Raw genomic sequence first — 18,555 nt, 5'->3', positions numbered from 1 at the left:
CGGTTCCCGATTTGACTTAAGTGACCCTAATACATGGAGTGAAGCTAGCTCAACAACGCAATTTCATTGGACGACTCGTAATGGTCGTCAGTTAACAGTTACGGTGCAAGCTTGGGATCATATGTTAATGAGGGGAAGCTTGAAAGAAAAAATGTATCGTCATCCCTTCACACTTCTGAGGATTCATGCGACTGACGATACTCACCAATCTTTATGGAAACCAATGTGGTTGATTGTCATTGGTCAACGACGTGAAGAAATTTCACCCCTAATTGCCTACCAAACCTACAGACAACGGTATGATATCGAACATTTCAATAGATTCGGAAAACAACGTTTATTGATGAGTGAGTTTCAAACCCCAGAGGTCAAACACGAGGAAAATTGGATACGATTAGTACTGTTGGCTTACGCACAGCTTTTCGCCGCAAAAGACTTAGCTCAACATTTACCTAGACCATGGGAGCGTTATTTAAAACAAAGTCATGATAAGATTGTAGCTCCAAGTGTGGTGCAACGTGATTTTGGGAGAATTATTTCAGAGACTGGTAAACCAGGGCGTTCTCCCAAACCCCGAGGAAATTCTCTTGGTAGGGTAGCGGGTCACGCATTGTCCCCAGAAAAAGGGGAAGCCTTCCTTAGGTTACAATCCCTGCCACAGACGAACAATCTGTTATCAAGGCTTCCCCTTTTTCTACGTGTTAGACCCTCGTGTCAGACTCAACCAAAACGATCTAAGCAGAGCGTTGTCAAAAAAGGCAAAAAAACGAACACTCTTAAAGAGAAAGCTGCGTAATTTTCTGGCTTATATCATTGTTTGACTCAGATGATTTACATCTGAGATAAAAAAGTTCCGTTGTTTTTATAGTTCGCGAATATTATACGCGAACATTTTGTTTGTCCAAAGTCCAAGCTATGAGCGACGTTGCTAGAATTTTGCTAATCTCTTCTCTGATGGCGTCAACATCCTGGTTAGCATCCACCCATTCTCCATGCAGATACCCTGCGTTATAGCTGGCAAGGCAAGCAATGTAGATCTGGGGGTCTGCTTTATTGTGAGTTTTCGTTTTCAGCATGGCTAAGTTCCTTTCTTTTTTCTCGCTCATGCTTTCTGTGCTGCCAGGGGCGATGAAGAGCTGGGTCAAGGATGCGCGGGGGGAGGGGTATCTCCCGGTTTTTTGCGACACGGTGTTTGTTACGAACTGAAAGCAAAAAATGGGGGAGACCCCCCGCGCACCCGTAGGGCTTGTCCTTGACCCAGCCCGCGCCCCTGGCATACCAACATCTTGCGCGGCTACCGCGCTCCGCTTTATGCCTCGCTCTCAACGGTCACAGGCGTGGGGTCATCAAAACCACAAGAGAAAAAAGGGAGAAAATGCAAAGAGACCCTGAAGGCCAGCTTTGAAGAAACCATCAGCTGGGTTTTCGGAAAAGCGGGGTAGATCTGCAAAGCCGCCCTTTTCTCAAAAGTCTCCTGCTACCTCTAAACAGTTTCTGGGCCAATACGATCACCATTGCCCAAAGCATTAGAATGCGAAGCATAGCGTTGACGAGGGGGCGTAGAGGACTGTGCCATAGGATGCGTGAATGCACCATCTCATGGGCTTTATGGGACAGAGGAACCGTATCGAGAACGGGAATTTCGCGCCTGAGATGGCGATAGGTCAGGTGATGGCACACCTCACTTCTCCGCCACGGTAGCAAAACGCAACGGTATTGTGTCAGACGTTGACAGAATAATGATTTTCGCTTCCACCGAGGCGATTGCAGATACTGATAATATTCTTTTGAATATTGCATGAAATCACCGTCATCAGCAAACAAGCCAAAAGATTTAATAATATGCTATTAAAACGGTAAAAATAAATTGAAATCAAAGAAAAATTAATAAATAATTGCATTGAATCACACTCGCTTCGCGTACATCCGTTTTCCCTTCAAATAAGCGGATTTCTTAAACATTTTTTTGTTTTGAAGAATGAGGATTTGACAATGCAATCTATCGCATTTTCTATTGAGCTTTTCGTTGTTATTTTTTCTGTTCTCTGCTGGCTGGTGACTCCTGAAACTGCCTCAGCTATAGATAATATTTCGGTCAGTAGAATGGAATCAGAAGCTGTACCACCAAGTATTGAACAGTTACTGCCAACAGCATCTCTGCAACATCCTGTTGAAGACGATACTGTTCTCCTTTCGTCTGTTGCTCCAGAGAGTCTTTCTCTTTCAGACAGACTGACACCTGGACATATTAAACAGGATTATTACAACGCCATTATTGAAGACTTGAACCTGAAACAAGCAAGGGATATTGCGTCAATCCTCAGAAAGCGAGGCGTTATTGACCAATCCACGAAACTGAGCGGCAAGGGAATTGGTAGAACCTATCTGGTTTTTCTTATCCAAGATCACCTGCCAGCCCATCAAGAAGAAGTCAAAAAGGCGTTGTCAGAGGTTTTGAACAGGGAACTGCCTTAAAAGAAGTACAATGAAATATTATCAAGCACAAACAGTGAACAGCGTAGCTTGTTGTTTATCTTGTGCTTTAAACAGACTAACGACTTTACCTGAAAATAGTCTTTTGGAAACGGCTAAACACTCCCTTTCAACCGCCGTGTTTCTAATGGATGAATATTACAGAACCTGGCATTCGATTATCTGGATTAAGTCAACGCAGATAACGAAGAAACGGGTTCAGGAAAAATTGAATAATCTTGCCTTCGATGCTTACACAGCATTCCTGAAGGCTACACAATTCTTGGATCTTTATGTTGATAGTCAGTGGGACAAAGAACAGCGTGGCCAAAGCGTAGAACCCCCTCCACCTTGGTGGCATGAAATGATGGAAAGTCTACAAGTTGCCGAAAGCTGTTTTGACAACGAGCATCGACATGAAATTTTGGGAAAGCAATTACACCTTTTTGAAACTGGAACATCAAATTAATGCGTAATCTTGATTTGGAGAACAAAGTGTATGCTGCCTGCACCTGTCCCCTCAGCAGGCGGAATTTTACCGAGGAAGAAATAGTGTACACCCTACAGAATGAAAGCTTTAGAGATACTCTTCTTTGTTGGTTTGAATCATCTGAAAGTGACGGTTGTTGGACAGAAGAGACAGTCTGCCTCATGCGTTCTTTCTATCCCCTCAAGGCAAGACCACAAGAAGGGAAAGAACAACTTTTAGACGACTGGGATGATGTTGTTTTTTGATTTTCACGAGGAAGTTTTATGGAACTTAATCACCTGAATGAACGAGAGATTGCGACCATTCTGGCTTCTTTAAGGCTCTTCCAAAAAGAAGCAGAAAAGTTTAATATGGCGGAAGTATTTCCTGATTATTTTATAGATGCTGAAATCACTCCCTTGACCCCAGAGGAGATTGACCAGCTCTGTGAGCAGTTGAACACATAGGTGTGAATTTAAGACAGATACCCTAGAAATGATCAGCCGGAAGAGTGCCAGATATGCACATTTAGCCTTCCCTGGATTCTCTAGCGGTATCTGCCGCTTTTTAGGAAGTTCTACACAAGGCTACAGAAAATATTTTGGGAAATATTAACTATATCTACAGTATGTAAACCAGACACAACCCATAAGCATTTTCATAGGTGAGCAAAATGGGTTCTGTTTTTTCAATTCACTCACCTAAAATCTATAGAGATTAATATTTAGAAAGAATAAAACTTTGTGACAGAATGACTGATATAAGTCAGTCATTTTAATTTAAAAACTTTTAGCATAACCTCCTATCAAAAATGGGGTATCCAGCGCTTCCCAAAGACCCCGCCTGAAATTCCTTATTCTTTCAAGGTTTGCGAATATCGATGGTAAAGCAGAAGTTAACGTTTTACCCCTATTAAAAAACGACCGTTTTCTGATAGTGTTGGCCCATGAACCGCTCCTCGAAACGCTCCATACTTGCCGCGCTCTATCTCCGTGTCTCCACAACAGACAAAGGACAGGACACCGACAACCAGTTATTACAACTGCGGGATTTTTGCGATCGCCTGGGATGGAAGATTTATGATATCTACGTTGACCGGGAATCCGGGCGTAAGGGCAGACGGGAGCGTTCTGGTTTTGCACAGCTTTTTGAAAATGCTGCAAGACGCAAGTTTGATGTATTGGTCTTTTGGTCGCTTGACCGCTTCAGCCGGGAAGGTATCCGCAAAACTATCAACTACCTTCAACGACTGGATACCTATGGCATCCGATTTAAAAGCTACACAGAACCCCTACTAGACACTGATAATGAACTGGTTGCCCATATCGTCCTCGGTGTCCTATCTTACCTGGCACAGCAGGAAGCCCTAAAAATTTCCGAGCGTACCAAGGCAGGGCTACAGCGTGTCCGCGCCCAAGGAAAAATTCTTGGCAGACCGAACGGTTTTCAAAAGTGGAAAGATAAACTTATAGCGATGCAGAATGCTGGTTACTCACAAGGACGTATGAGTTGTGAAACAGGACTTTCCTACAACACGGTTAAAACGTATCTTCGACGAATGGCAGAAGAATCAATAATGTAACTGCTTACAATCAGCCTGACGCCATTAATAAAGACATTGAAATTTTTTCCAATCATAAGTATATTTACTTAAATGGTCAAGTGCCGTGTGCGTTCTCATGTTATTTGGGCATTATATCGTGTAAGGAAAACACAGCATGGACAGTAATATCATTTCAGTGACGGGAATAAGCAAACCGCTGCTACATCTTATTGATGAGCGGGTTCGTCAGCGAGGTGTTGATAGAGCTGCCTACATCCGTCATTTGATTGAACGGGATATTTATGGTCCACCAATGCCACGTTCTGCCAAAGGCACATCAGAAGAGCAAAAACATCTATTTACCTCTCAAGGGGAGAAGCGTTCTTTCGATCCTCAGAAATGGGAAGATGATCTGAAAATCTTAACAACCCGCGCATCAGAAATACCTGTTCTACCGCCATTCGCGTTTACCCGTGAAAGCATCTATGGGAATCACGATTGATGCCTTACATGGCAGATACCAACATCCTGTTACGGTTTATCGCTCCTTCTGATCCCAATCATTCTCAAGTCCGTAATATTATATACTCTTTACTGAAACGAGGAGAGGAAATCTGTTACACGTCGCAGAACTTGGCAGAATTTTGGAACGTATGTACCCGCCCCTCAACAGCAAGAAGCGGCTTCGGTCTATCGATAGAGGAGACTGATATCCGAGCGCAAATCATAGAACGGTACTTCACATTCAAGCCAGATAATGCAGCAGTTCATGCGGAATGGCGACGATTGGTTGTAGACTACAAAGTATCTGGGGTTAAGGTACATGATACACGCCTCGTAGCTGCTATGTGTGTCTATGGCATCACCGATCTTATTACTTTCAATACCTTAGACTTTACCCGTTACACTGAAATTACAGCCCATCACCCCACTGATATAATAACGATATTTTAAGTCAGTCTTATACTGCCTCGTATAACAGCTATGTGCCTGTTAAGTCTACAACACGCCATTGATTTCAGGTGAACTCTTCCGTCACAATGAAGGCAAAAGCAGGAGGGAAGAATGGGTAATCAGCAAGGCACAGCGTTTATCACCACCAGAAAAGGGTTTTGCTACCTCACCATTAAGTGCAGCAGAAAAAATGCCCATATTATGCGTATCCGCCAATATACCATTGACGCGGAGGATAAAAGGCACATGCGCCGCTTATACCCGAATATCGTATTTGACTGGAAAAAAATTACCAGGCAGCTTGCAGAGAAACGCGAAGTATGTCGGGATTACCGTTCCCGCCGTATAGAAGCAGCGGCGGAACGGCGCAAGGCAGATTCCGGTAAACCTTTCCCCGTCGTCTATGATCCATTGACGCGCACCGTCTATGCAAACGGAGTTCCCTCTACTGCCGCAGGCGTGGGAATGTTGCTGGATGCCGTACTCCATGCTGACCACGCCTTGAATGACACCCCCTCTTCATCCCCTGTTGACAAAGATGACAAACTACGGTTAAGTATTAAGCCCAGTAATTTCTAAGAAAGTGAGTTATCCTAGCAAAAGTACTAAAAAATAATATTTAAGGAAATGTTGTGGAAAAATAAAGAACCAGAGAAGGTTTTTACTCCAAGAGCTTCAGATGTAAATGAATCAATGTACGTAAACCGCCCAGATCTAGAATCTGCTTTGAAGAGAGGTTTGCGAAGCAGTATGCATCTATTGATATATGGAGAGAGTGGAAGTGGTAAGACTTGGTTATATAAAAGGGTGCTTAAAGATTTAGATATTGATGTCTATATTGCAAATTTGGCAAATGCATCTAGGCTTAAGTCTATTAATGCTGAGTTCTCAAATTTAGTAAATCGAGAACAACAAGCAAGAGAAACTGGATATAGTGAGATGACAAAAGCCGGTGTTAGTGCTGGTGTTGCTTCTGGTGGTTTACAGCATCAAAGCCAGTATACTTTCGGTGAAATGGAACCCTTTGAAGCTTGTTTAAGCAGCATTCGTAATCGGAGTAACAATAAACAAGCCATTCTTGTACTTGATAACCTTGAATCGATTAGGGCAGAGCAAAACTTATTAACAGATCTGGCAAATGTTATAACGCTTCTGGATGATGAACGTTACGCTTCTTATAAAGTAAATCTTTTAATAGTCGGAGTACCTGGTGATTTAAGGCAATACTACCAAGCTACGCCAAACCTTACTACTGTAGCAAATCGTATTAGGGAGATGCCTGAAGTTTCAAGAATGACTTTGGAGCAATGCAAAAATTTAATTTATCAAGGTTTTATTAAAGAGCTTAAGTATGATGTTGATGATATAGATTCAATAATATCCCATATTTCTTGGGTGACTGACAGATTACCTCAAAGAATACATGAATACTGTCTAGAACTTGCTTTTATTGGAGAGAGCAATAGCCGAAAAATAAATCGTAGTTTGCTAGATGAGGCTGATAAATTTTGGCTTAAGCAATCATTGGCAGCAAATTATACAGTTATAGAGTCTATGATGAATGAGCGTGATACCAAGGTGGGCAGACGTAATCAGACATTATATTCACTTGGATTAATTGAAACTGAAGAATTTAAATGGTCTGATATTGAAGAAATTGTTAGAAAGGAATTTCCAACATCTACTGATAATCTTACTTTAAATCTTCCTCAGATACTCAGTTGGCTCTCAGTTAGAGAGAATCCAATAATTAAACGTTCTCCTAAAGGAGATGCGTATTGCTTCTCCGATCCTAAATACAGAATGTGTTTAAGAGCTATGCTAAGAAAAAGTAGCAATTTAGATTCTTCACATTCGGTTGAAAAGTTATCTATTTCTCAGATATAGAACATTACAAATTTCTAGCTGTACTAACTAATTTTAGGAAGGCTGTTGAAAATGACGTAAAGCGGAAAGCTGTGATTCAGGGTTCTGGTCAGCCGTAGAAACTCTGGCGTAGATAGCAATTTTGACGGGATGGGTCACGAAAACCCTTGGATGTTGTTAACAATCCAAGGGTTTCGTTAACACTAAAATGCCACCCCGCAAAGCCTTATTTCTTCACGCCAGAATAACCGTTTTTTGTAGGGGTTTAGTAAACAGTCCTGACACAGAAAGTATAAATACTTAAAACGATATTTGATTAAAATACACTAACAGCATTTTCTGTTCCGTTGCTACTCAGACCCCTTTTATGTCTACTAATGTAAGCGGGACTTTTTCTTAAGAATCTCGGTGCAATCCTCATATCTCATTTTCTATACTGTTAGAATAAATATAAATCTTTATTAAAAAGTATTTTATACTAATGATTAGCGAAAGACAGGCAGAAATTTTACTAAATGAGTGTGAACTGCGGCTTGGTACAGAACTAGGTAAACTTCGGACAAGTTTGAGAGGCGATTACAAAAGTACAAAATCAATGTTATGGGAGTTGATTGTCCTACATGCAACTTCCTCTATTGTTTCAGTTCAACACGAACCAACTGAGGCTGCTCCAGATATTTTCTTGCAACCTGAAGGTTGTGAACCTTTTTATATCGATGTTGCATACATTATGCCTCGAAATCAGCAACAAGAAGATGATCTAAAAGATTTTCCAAGGTGGGTGAGGCAAAAGTTGGTTCAAAAAGGAATTGACTATGCAGACTCACTAACAATCCGACTTGATCCTGCTGATTCTACCAAAGATGTAGAAGTACCACCACGCAATTGCTGGAACCAGCAGCTTAAGACAGACAAGTGGAAATCTTTTGTCATTCAGCTTTCATCACGCAACCTCCCATCAACTTGGTCTCTTGAAGAGGCAAATGTAATTGTTACTGCTGAGGGGATTGAGCAGGGATTTAGTGTATCTTCAACATTTCTTACTCCAAATATTCCACAACGAGCAGAAGATAACCTAATTTACAAAACTATTAAACATAAGGCGGAACAAGCCAAGAAATGGGAAGAAACTAGAAAAATATATCAACCATTAGTTCTCGTTATTGGTTCTTCTGAAAGCCTTCACCAAATTAATGGTCATGATATGTTCTTCTCCATACAACCCCAAAAGGCTGTTTATTCAGCCTTAGCTGACATAGAACAATGGGATTGGATTACGATCCTTAACTTGACTGATAACCGTTCTTGGCCTTGGGCTATGCGCCGTCAACGTGTTAGTGGCTCCAGATCTATTTCAGCAGTAGTAATTGTCACTATTAGAAACGAATACTCTGGATTAGAAGATAGATGGCAACGGAAAGCAAGTAAGTCTCTCATTATTAAGAATCCCCATCCTAAAGTTGCCTTAACAGCAATACAGGAACAGATTTTAGAGCAGATAAATTTTAATCATATCAAATATGGACCAGGTTGGGAAAGTTGGGAGAACCCACAAAGAACTCAAGATGTCTCTGTAGCATTAAATAGATATAGAGAATCGAGAGGGCATTTTGTTTTTAGTCCTAAATCAGATTATGCTTTCAGTATAGAGATTTCATGTAAGCTTGTTGCTCGTCTCTTGGTAGGAGATATCACTGCTGATAAGGTTTGGGATAGTAAACGCTTAAGTTTGAAGGATGATCTTGGCTCTCATCCATCTCTTGAACAAACAATAAGTAGCTCTCTGAAAACGGCTGCGACTATTAGGCAGCCTGTAGTTGATGTTAAGTTCGTGCAAGCAAATTCCAAATTGAGAGAGGAATCACGTATAAGACTAGAGCTTGGTACATTTGCTGATTTTGTCAAAAAAGACAAAGATTGCTTTAAGGGTTCTATAGAGTTTGGTACTAATGGTGCTTTTACCGTAACACTCTCCGCAAGCCTCGTCACTTCTCTCTTGGCAGGAAAAATTTCTGCTGACGAGGTATGGAAGAGTATAAGTAGGCAAGAAATTTGTAATTCCTTAAAAGATGCTGTGAGTAAAGGTCAAGAAATCATAGATGCAAAAATCATTCAAAATAATTCACTTCTTGAGGATGAACCACAAATTATCTTCAACTTTGGAGCAGCCACCGATATTTTAATTCGTGAAGATAAAAAACTATTGAGAGAGTTTAAAAGAAGTAAAAAACTAGATTAAGGAAGATAAAAGTAACAATTGCCAACACACGAATGTGCTGGCAATTGTTTTCATTCCATTCCAATTTCCTGTAATACCAACTTCTGACCCTAACTTGGGAAAACACCTAACTAGTTTAAACTCCAGAAATAATCCTGGTTTGAAAAAGTCGGGAAGTGCAGGTTTGAGCATTTATAATTGCAGGTCGCAACCAGGTAGCCTGCGAAGTTTATTTACCGTCCAGCTAATTTTGCTTAATTTTTGAGGCTGACTCATAAGTTAGGCTTGTTGTTTGTTCCAGGCAGTCAGCTTTTTTCAGTTTTCCAAAAAAACTGTATCATACACTACTATTTTTTAGCACTCGCAGAAATTTTCGGTCTACTGACTTTATTAAGCGACAAGTCTATTATTTAATTAGAAACTAATAAAGCTGGATTTGAGGCACATTTGCACAAGTTCGCTCAACCGAGTGAGTGGGTGGAGATGGTAGCTCGATTAGCTGCACAGGCTTCAGATGCCAATCAGGATGGGCAGGTTTAGCAAATAATCACCCGATAACCCGATAATAAGAACACGGATCAGCAAACCCATCCCTACCCTGACTTATTGCTGCCCTTGGAGAGCTAGCTATGACGAAGACCCCAGAATCCCCAAATACTTTGTCTGAGACAATCTTTGCGGGTGATAGCGAGATGGCTCAGTTAATGCGACGCAAGGACTGGTCACAAACGCCGTTGGGTTCGGTCGAGTCTTGGTCGCAAAGTTTGCGAACTGCCGTGAGTATATGCTTATCTTCTACTTTCCCCCTTTGCCTGATGTGGGGACAAGAGATAATCCAACTTTACAATGATGCCTATCGCCCGATTTGTGGTGCCAAACATCCTCAAACATTGGGTAGCCCGGGACAGGAGAATTGGTCAGAAATTTGGCACATTCTCGATCCGCTCTTTGAAGGTGTTTTCCAGACGGGACAACCTGCCTATCTTGAAAATCTGCAAATGTTTCTCAATCGCAATGGCTACCTTGAAGAAGTTTACTTGACCTTTTCATTTAGTCCCATTCGCGATGAAAGCGGTGAGGTTGCGGGCGTTTTCCATCCGATAATGGAAACAACTGCACAAGTGATTAGCTCTCGACGGCTACGAACGCTCAGCGATTTAGGAACAAAGCTTGGAGCAGCAAAGACGTTGGAGGAGTGTTGCCAAATTGCGATCGCCACGCTTTCGCACAATGCGGCTGACATTCCTTTTGTGGTACTCTATCTACTTGCTGATGATGGAAAACGTCTTCAGCTTTGGGGAACGACCGGATGGGACAAAGACTGGTATGCCCTTCCCCCTGTCATTGATATAAGCGCATTAGAAGAACTGGAATTTCCGTTTGCACAAGCAATTCATACTAGACTAGTTGAGCTGGTGGAGATTGCAAGTCAGTCCGATTGCAACAGCGCCCTCAACACAGAACTGCCTCTGACAAAACCCCTTTCTGCTCTGGCTTTGCCCTTGATCCAACCAGGGAAAGATCGTCTTACTGGCTTGCTGATTGCAGGTATCAGCCCTCACCTTTGGCTTGACTCTGACTATCGGCGATTCTTTGAATTGGTTGCCGGACAGCTGACAACCGCCATGACGAATGTTCGTGCTTACGAAGAAGAACGCCTGCGAGCCGAGGCATTGGCAGAACTCGATCGCGCCAAAACCACCTTCTTTAACAATGTGTCACACGAATTTCGCACGCCGCTAACCCTGATACTGGGGCCGCTACAGGATGCTTTAACGGATCGGGATGATCCGATGACCCAACATCAACGGCAGCGCATAGAAGTGGTGCAGCGGAACTCTTTGCGCCTGCTGAAGCTCGTCAATACCCTACTGGATTTCTCCCGCATCGAAGCCGATCGCTTTCAAGCTGTTTATGAACCGACCGATCTGGCAACCTTTACAACAGAGCTAGCGTCGGTATTTCGCTCTGCAATCGAGCGGGCAGGTCTGCACCTGATTGTTAATTGTCCACCCCTACCTGGGCCAATTTATGTGGATCGGGAGATGTGGGAAAAAATCGTCCTCAATTTGCTCTCAAACGCTTTCAAATTCACATTCGCGGGCGAGATTACAGTCAGTCTGGCTCTGGTGGGCGAGCGGGTTGAGCTAGCCGTACAAGACACAGGGATTGGCATTCCAGCCGCAGAAATTGGGCATTTGTTTGAGCGGTTTCATCGGGTTAAAGGGGCAAAGGGACGAACATTTGAAGGATCGGGGATTGGATTATCGCTCTGTGAGGAATTGGTGAAACTGCATGGTGGAACTGTTAGGGTCAGCAGCGTCGAAGGGGAAGGCAGTTGCTTTAGAGTGTCCATTCCCACTGGCTGCGCTCATTTGCCCACTGAACGGATTGGAGCAACCCGCACGTTAGCATCAACGGCAACCGGGGCATCCCCCTATGTGGAGGAAGCGTTGCGATGGCTGACCCAAGAAAATGAAAGCACTCAAGCACTCACAAGTCAGTCAGTTCGAGAAAATACCTTTGCACCAACCTATGCCCACGTTCCCTCATCTGCATCCAGCCGGATTTTACTGGTGGATGACAATGCCGATATGCGGGATTACCTGAAGCAGCTATTGACCCAACGGTGGCAGGTGGAGACGGCAGCGAATGGAGCGATCGCTCTCGAAGCGATCCAACAACAACTGCCCGATCTCGTGCTAACAGATGTGATGATGCCGGAGGTAGACGGCTTTCAACTGCTCAAAACTTTGCGGGCTGACCCCATTACCCAAAGTATTCCAATTATTCTCCTGTCGGCACGGGCTGGCGAAGAGGCAACCGTTGAAGGACTCCAAGCCGGAGCCGATGATTACTTAATCAAACCCTTCTCTGCTCGCGAACTGATGGCACGAGTAGAGACGCAACTGGAAATGTCACGCCTACGTCAAGAGCTATCTGCAAACCGCTTCAAGAATGAGTTTCTCATGACGGTCACTCATGAACTGCAATCGCCCTTGGCGACGATTCTTGGATGGGCGCGATTTCTCCAAACCAAATCTTTTGACTCAGACACAACAGCACGAGCATTAGCGGCGATCGAACGCAACGCCAGCATCGAAGCCAAATTAATTAAGGATTTGCTAGATGTTTGTGAGATTCTCTCTCTTAAGTTACGTCTCAAGTCTCAGATTGTCGATCTCGTCGTTTTGGTACAGAACTCAGTGGCAACATTCCGTGAAGCAGCCCAGGCAAAACGCATATCTCTGGTCGAAACAATATCGGATGGTATACCAAGTAATGTTTTTGCTGATGGCTCACGCCTCAAACAAGTCATCGCTAACTTGCTAGACAATGCCATCAAATTCACGCCCGACGGAGGGCAAGTCACCATTGAGCTAGAATGCTTTGATGCTGGCGTGCAAATTACCGTCAGCGATACAGGCATTGGCATCCGTCCTGATTTTCTGCCCTATGTTTTTGATCGCTTCACCCAAGCGGAAGTACCCAGCCGCCATACACCGGGAGGAGTGGGAATTGGATTGGCGATCGCTGGTCACCTAGTTGCATTACACCATGGTACGATTGAAGTAGCCAGCGAGGGAGAAGGGCGTGGCACAACCTTTACAGTCAAGTTACCATTCAATCAACCTGCTCAACCCAATGCGGATGCCTAACCACGGAAGCGATCGGTTCTATGCAACACCCAAATCCTGAAACCGTCACTTTAAAAGACATTTTGATTACGGAGGAGCTATCGCGACGCGCTTCCCGCACGCCTAATTTGCAGGCAGAGAATCAAGCCATGCGGATGCTGATTCACCGAATGACACATGATGCAGCAAGCCTAATGCAAACGCTAGTCGATACTGCCCTGGAGCTATGTCAAGCAGGAACAACTGGGTTGAGCTTGCTGGAAACCACAGCGGATGGAGCAGAGATTTTTCGCGCTCAAGCATTAGCGGGAACCTTAGCACACCATGTTGGCGGTAGCACTAAGCGCAACTTTAGCCCCTGTGGCGTATGTCTTGACCAGGGTGTTCCCGTTCTCTTTTCTCACCCTGAACACTACTTCACCTACTTTCAGTCAGCGAATACTCCAGTCGTAGAAGGGCTGGTGTTGCCTCTGGTTGCCGACAACCACGTCTTCGGCACGATCTGGATTATGTCTCACGATGAGCAGCGGCAATTTGACTCAGAAGATGTGCGAATCATGACGAGTCTGGCAGACTTTACCGCCACCGCCTTGCTGTTGCAGCAGCGCCAGACGGGAGAATTGCTGGCGGCTAATGCGGTGTTAGAGACAGAAATTGTAGAACGCAAGTCCCTTGAAGCGCAGACCCACGCTTTGATCGCAAATTTGCCCGGTGGCGCGGTGTTTGTCGTCGATCGCGACTTGCGCTATTTGCTGGCAGAGGGAGAAGCGTTATCTGCCGCTGGATTCAAGCCCAAAGATTTCGTTGGGCGAACCATTTTTGAAGTGCTGCCGCCCGATTTAGCCGCCAGTTACGAGCCGATGTACCGTCAAGCTCTGGCAGGGGAACCGTTTGAGCATGAGCATAATGCCCACCATTACACCTACCTCTCACGGGGAACACCGCTTCGCTCTGAAAATGGTGAAGTATATGCGGTGCTGGCAGTTTCTTACGACATTACCGAACGCAAACGTGCTGAAGCAGCATTGCGCGAGTCGGAAGCAAAATATCGATCGCTGTTTCAGTCGATCGATGCGGGCTTTTGCGTCATCGAAGTATTGTTCGATGAATCTGGAAACGCATTTGACTATCGCTTTCTAGAAGCCAATCCAGCTTTTGAGCAACAAACCGGACTGGTGGACGCGATCGGCAAAACTGTGCGTGAGCTGGTGCCACAGCACGAGGCACACTGGTTTGAGATCTATGGCAGAATCGTGCGAACTGGAATATCAGAGCGGTTTGAAAACGCGGCTGAGGAACTGGGGCGATTTTACGATGTGTACGCTTTCGGCATGGGTGAGTCACGGGAGCACAAGGTGGCGGTTCTCTTCAACGACATCAGCGAACGCAAGCGGCAGGAAGAAGCCTTGCGTGAAAGCGAGGAACGGCTGCGCGACGTACTTAACTCGATGGCCGAGGGCTTTGCTCTCCTCGGAGATGACTTTACGATCCTTGATGTCAACGAAGAAACGCTGCGGCTTGATGGTCGCTCTCGCGATGAGTTGATCGGTCGCTCACATTGGGATGCGTTCCCCGGCACCGAGGACTCGCCGGTCGGCGAGATCTTCAGGCGCGTGGCGCGAGAACGTATGTCCACCTCGCTTGAGCACGTGTACTGCTGGCCCGATGGTCGATCCTTGTGGCTCGATATGCGGGCCTATCCCACGCGGAACGACGGTGTGGCGATCTTCTGGCGCGACGTTACTGACCGCAAGCAAGCCGAAGCAGCCCTGCGCGAGTCGGAAGAGAAATACCGATCGTTGTTTGAAACGATGGACGAAGGCTACCTCCTGTCCGAGGTGATTTTCGCTTCGAACGACAAGCCGATCGACATTTTCTACCTCGAAGCGAATCCGGCAGCAGTGCGCCTCGCTGGACGGGACTTCTCTGGGCAACGGATGCGCGAGATTGACCCGAATTACGAAGAGTACTGGTATGAGATCTACGGGCACGTCGCGCTCACTGGCGAGTCCGTGCGCGCCGAACGATACGCCCAACCGCACGATCGATGGTTTGATTTTTATGCGTTCAAAGTCGGCGGGCAGGAGAGCCGTCGCGTCGCCGCCGTCTTCAATGACATCACCGATCGCAAACATACAGAAGAACAGTTGCGCCGCGCTGCCGAGATGGATGCGTTTCGGGTGAAGTTGTCGGATGCGCTGCGATCGCTTTCTGACCCAATTGAAATTCAACGGGCAGCGATGCACGTCATCGGTGAGCATTTAGCAGTTGACCGCGTATTTTACGCCAATATGATGCCCGACGACGTAACGACCGTTATCCACGACAACTACGTGCGCGACGGTGTTCGGAAATTTATCGGCAGCTTTCGCACCACCGATTTCGGCGATGCCGCCGAGCGGCTGAGAAGCGGGAAAACTGTCGTTCTGACGGATGTGAGCACGAGTGAAGACTATACCGAAGCAGAAAAAGCGGCGTATGCTGGAATTGGTATGAACGCTACCCTTGCCGTTCCGCTCGTCAAAGCAAATCGCTGGGTCGCCAATCTCGGCATTCATTCCATAGAAGCGCGCTGTTGGACAGACGAAGAAGTTGCACTGGTACAGGAAACAGCGGAAAGAACCTGGGCAGCCGTGGAACGCGCCCGCGCCGAAGCAGCCGTCGAGGCAGATCTGAAAGCGACTCAGATGCTGCACAACCTTGCGACGAGACTGATCGGTGAGGAAGATAGACAAGCCCTCTATCAAGAGATCGTCAAAACCGCGATCGCGCTGACCCAAGCGGATGCTGGCTCATTTCAGATTCTGGATGAAACAACCCAAGAACTGGTGATAATGGCGACTCAAGGGATTGACCGAACAATGGCGGAGCATTTCTATCGGCTTGACGCAAGTTCAAATACCTCCTGTGGCATCGCGTTGACAACAGGCGAGCGGACCTTCATCCATTTTGACGTGCCCCAGAGCGAAGACCCGGATGGTTCTCTCCGAATTCATAGAGATGCTGGATTGCGCTGCGTCCAGTCAACCCCATTGCGTTCTCGTTCTGGCAAGCCTATCGGCATGGTTTCAACCCATTGGCGCGAAGATCATCAACTGAGCGATCGCGAGTTGCGGTTTCTCGATTTACTTGCCCGTCAAGCTGCTGACATCATTGAACAACGGCAAGCGGAAGAAAATCGGATTCAGTTGATTCACGAACAAACCGCCCGTGAACAAGAACGCCAGCGCGCCGTTCGCGAAGCGGCACGAAGTGCAGATTTGGCAGAACTCGATCGCGCCAAAACGAGTTTCTTCAGCAACATCAGCCATGAATTCCGCACACCGTTGACTCTATCTCTGGCTCCCCTGCAAGATGCGTTGAGCGATCGCACCCATCCCCTCGACCCCATTCATCGAGAACGATTAGAACTTGTTCACCGCAATAGCCTTCGCTTATTGAAACTGGTCAATACGTTACTCGACTTCTCTCGCATTGAAGCCGGACGCATGGAAGCAGTGTATGAACCGACAGATTTAGCAACCTTCACGACAGAACTCACCAGCGTATTTCGCTCTGCAATCGAGCGGGCAGGCTTGCAGTTGATTGTGAATTGTCCACCCTTACCAGAACCTATCTTTGTTGATCGGGAGATGTGGGAGAAGATTGTTCTGAATCTGCTCTCCAACGCCTTTAAGTTCACCTTTGAGGGCGAAATTAGAGTCAGTTTGTATTCGACCGATCGCAATCAAGCCATCCTCCAGGTTCAGGATACGGGCACAGGAATTGCCAGAGAACACCTGCCCCATCTGTTTGAGCGGTTCTATCAAGTTCGAGGAACAAAAGGAAGAACCCATGATGGTTCAGGAATCGGTCTTGCCCTGGTCAATGAACTCGTGCGATTACAGGGTGGAACAATTGAGGTCAGTAGCACGCTGGGAGAGGGCACTTGCTTTACAGTCTCCCTTTTGCTGGGGACAGACCATCTACCGAGCGATCGCCTTCACTTTGAAGGCGATCGCTACCCTGTTCGCACCCTAGCCTCTACTGCAATGGCTGCCACTGCTTACGTAAAAGCCGAGCGGTGGGCAACTACCCAGAACAATCAAGAACAGACTATCGAGAATACCGAGGAGCAAACTACCCAAACTGCTGATTCCTCACTCCCAAATCACACATCTGCCCGTGTGCTTGTAGTTGATGACAATGCCGACATGCGGGAGTATTTGACCCGTATCCTCAGCGAACACGTTCAAGTCGAAGTCGTCGCCGACGGGGTAATGGCTCTGGCAGCGGCTACTGAACAAGTACCCGATCTCATCCTCAGTGATGTGATGATGCCAGGACTTGATGGTTTTAAATTGCTTGGGGCGTTGCGAGCTTCGCCGCGTACCAGAGAAGTTCCTATCATTCTGCTCTCGGCTCGTGCAGGAGTTGAAGCGATAGTCGTTGGACTCGAAGCAGGGGCAGATGACTACTTGATCAAACCCTTCTCAGCGCAAGAACTAATATCTCGTGTTACGGCTCATCTACAAATGGCGCAGCTACGCCAAGAAGCTCTGCAAGAGGCAAGGAGCACGATTCGCAGCAGGGATGAATTTATATCCATTGTTTCCCATGAATTGAATACTCCTCTGGTCTCGATTCTCGGTTGGACGCGCCTGCTACGCGCTAATTCTCCCAGCCCGACGATGCTGGCTAAAGCATTAGACACCATTGAACGTAACGCCACGCTACAAGCCAAGCTAGTGCAAGACTTGCTAGATATTTCCCGCATTGCAGCAGGAAAACTGCGTTTGAACACTGAGCCAGTCGAACTAGAAGCAGTCATTGAAACGGCGATGGCAACCGTAACTCAAATGGCACAAACCAAAGGGATCGATTTTCACTGGCACAAGCAGAATATGGCGAATCTTGATGCTCATACTGCTAATTCCATTGTTGTTATGGGCGATCGCGATCGTCTCGGGCAAGTTATCTGCAATCTCCTCAGCAATGCCATTAAATTTACCCCCTCTTCAGGTAGCGTCACCATTGAATTATCAGTAATTGACGATGACCATTCTCCTAATATCTCTTGTGCTCAAATTTGTGTCACCGATACAGGCATTGGCATAGCTGCTGATTTCCTTCCCCATGTCTTCGAGCGCTTCCGTCAAGCCAGAGATTCAGATGCAGCCAAAGGGATGGGGCTGGGGTTGGCGATCGCCCGTCACTTAGTTGAACTCCACAACGGTACAATTTCTGCCCAAAGTGCCGGAGTTGGTCAGGGAGCAACTTTTACAGTCAAACTACCGATATGTTTATCTCAATAATGTCTAAGTAGAGCTTAACACTAAAAGGGCGATTTTTTGAACCAATACCTCTGAAGGGCTGACTAAGGAGGTAAAGCCGAGGTTAATGATTGCTTCATCTA

At 45.9% G+C, this 18,555-nt stretch carries 13 protein-coding genes and 1 pseudogene; 13 read left to right on the top strand and 1 reads right to left on the bottom strand.

Annotation, left to right across the window (positions count from 1 at the left end; genetic code table 11):
- A pseudogene (locus ACKTT2_RS04110) lies at positions 1–796 on the top strand (hypothetical protein); the annotation flags it as partial.
- Between the two features lie 82 nt (positions 797–878).
- Here the strand turns inward: ACKTT2_RS04110 and ACKTT2_RS04105 are convergent.
- On the bottom strand, positions 879–1,076 hold the full coding sequence (locus ACKTT2_RS04105; protein ID WP_407884259.1) for an antirestriction protein ArdA: 198 nt from the start codon (positions 1,074–1,076) through the stop codon (positions 879–881).
- Positions 1,077–1,992: 916 nt separating this feature from the next.
- On the opposite strand from ACKTT2_RS04105, the gene ACKTT2_RS04100 reads away from it, so the two are divergent.
- The 12 genes from ACKTT2_RS04100 (at position 1,993) to ACKTT2_RS04045 (ending at position 18,454) form a co-directional block, all read left to right on the top strand.
- Entirely contained in the window at positions 1,993–2,475 is a 483-nt protein-coding gene (locus ACKTT2_RS04100) for a hypothetical protein (protein ID WP_407884257.1), read from the top strand.
- A 10-nt stretch (positions 2,476–2,485) separates the two neighbouring features.
- A complete protein-coding gene (locus ACKTT2_RS04095) occupies positions 2,486–2,941 on the top strand; it encodes a hypothetical protein (protein ID WP_407884255.1) in 456 nt (151 codons plus the stop codon).
- Positions 2,941–3,207 (top strand): hypothetical protein, encoded by a 267-nt coding sequence (locus ACKTT2_RS04090; RefSeq protein WP_407884253.1) that lies wholly within the window; start codon positions 2,941–2,943, stop codon positions 3,205–3,207. Before ACKTT2_RS04095 ends, ACKTT2_RS04090 begins: the two co-directional genes overlap by 1 nt.
- An 18-nt stretch (positions 3,208–3,225) precedes the next feature.
- A complete protein-coding gene (locus ACKTT2_RS04085) occupies positions 3,226–3,408 on the top strand; it encodes a hypothetical protein (RefSeq protein ID WP_407884251.1) in 183 nt (60 codons plus the stop codon).
- A gap of 479 nt (positions 3,409–3,887) precedes the next feature.
- The gene (locus ACKTT2_RS04080; RefSeq protein ID WP_407884249.1) at positions 3,888–4,523 is read left to right on the top strand and encodes a recombinase family protein; all 636 of its coding nucleotides are present in this window, start codon (positions 3,888–3,890) and stop codon (positions 4,521–4,523) included.
- Positions 4,524–4,659: 136 nt separating this feature from the next.
- Complete coding sequence (locus tag ACKTT2_RS04075; RefSeq protein WP_407884247.1) at positions 4,660–4,986, top strand: hypothetical protein; 327 nt, start codon at positions 4,660–4,662, stop codon at positions 4,984–4,986.
- Positions 4,986–5,438 (top strand): type II toxin-antitoxin system VapC family toxin, encoded by a 453-nt coding sequence (locus ACKTT2_RS04070; protein WP_407884245.1) that lies wholly within the window; start codon positions 4,986–4,988, stop codon positions 5,436–5,438. The genes ACKTT2_RS04075 and ACKTT2_RS04070 overlap by 1 nt, the downstream gene beginning before the upstream one ends.
- A gap of 111 nt (positions 5,439–5,549) precedes the next feature.
- Positions 5,550–6,017, top strand: coding sequence for a hypothetical protein (locus tag ACKTT2_RS04065; protein ID WP_407884243.1), 468 nt, complete (start codon positions 5,550–5,552; stop codon positions 6,015–6,017).
- Between the two features lie 48 nt (positions 6,018–6,065).
- On the top strand, positions 6,066–7,325 hold the full coding sequence (locus tag ACKTT2_RS04060; RefSeq protein WP_407884241.1) for an AAA family ATPase: 1,260 nt from the start codon (positions 6,066–6,068) through the stop codon (positions 7,323–7,325).
- Positions 7,326–7,785: 460 nt separating this feature from the next.
- Complete coding sequence (locus ACKTT2_RS04055) at positions 7,786–9,543, top strand: hypothetical protein (protein WP_407884239.1); 1,758 nt, start codon at positions 7,786–7,788, stop codon at positions 9,541–9,543.
- Positions 9,544–10,151: 608 nt separating this feature from the next.
- On the top strand, positions 10,152–13,181 hold the full coding sequence (locus ACKTT2_RS04050) for an ATP-binding response regulator (protein ID WP_407884237.1): 3,030 nt from the start codon (positions 10,152–10,154) through the stop codon (positions 13,179–13,181).
- A 20-nt stretch (positions 13,182–13,201) separates the two neighbouring features.
- Positions 13,202–18,454, top strand: coding sequence for an ATP-binding protein (locus ACKTT2_RS04045; RefSeq protein ID WP_407884235.1), 5,253 nt, complete (start codon positions 13,202–13,204; stop codon positions 18,452–18,454).
- Positions 18,455–18,555 lie beyond the last annotated feature (101 nt).

Origin of the sequence: Scytonema hankhaensis NUACC26, assembly GCF_045865695.1 — a bacterium.
In the GTDB taxonomy this organism is placed as follows: Bacteria; Cyanobacteriota; Cyanobacteriia; order Cyanobacteriales; family Nostocaceae; genus Scytonema.
The sequence above is the reverse complement of the archived record's forward strand: the minus strand, read 5'-3'. Positions and strand labels throughout refer to the sequence as shown.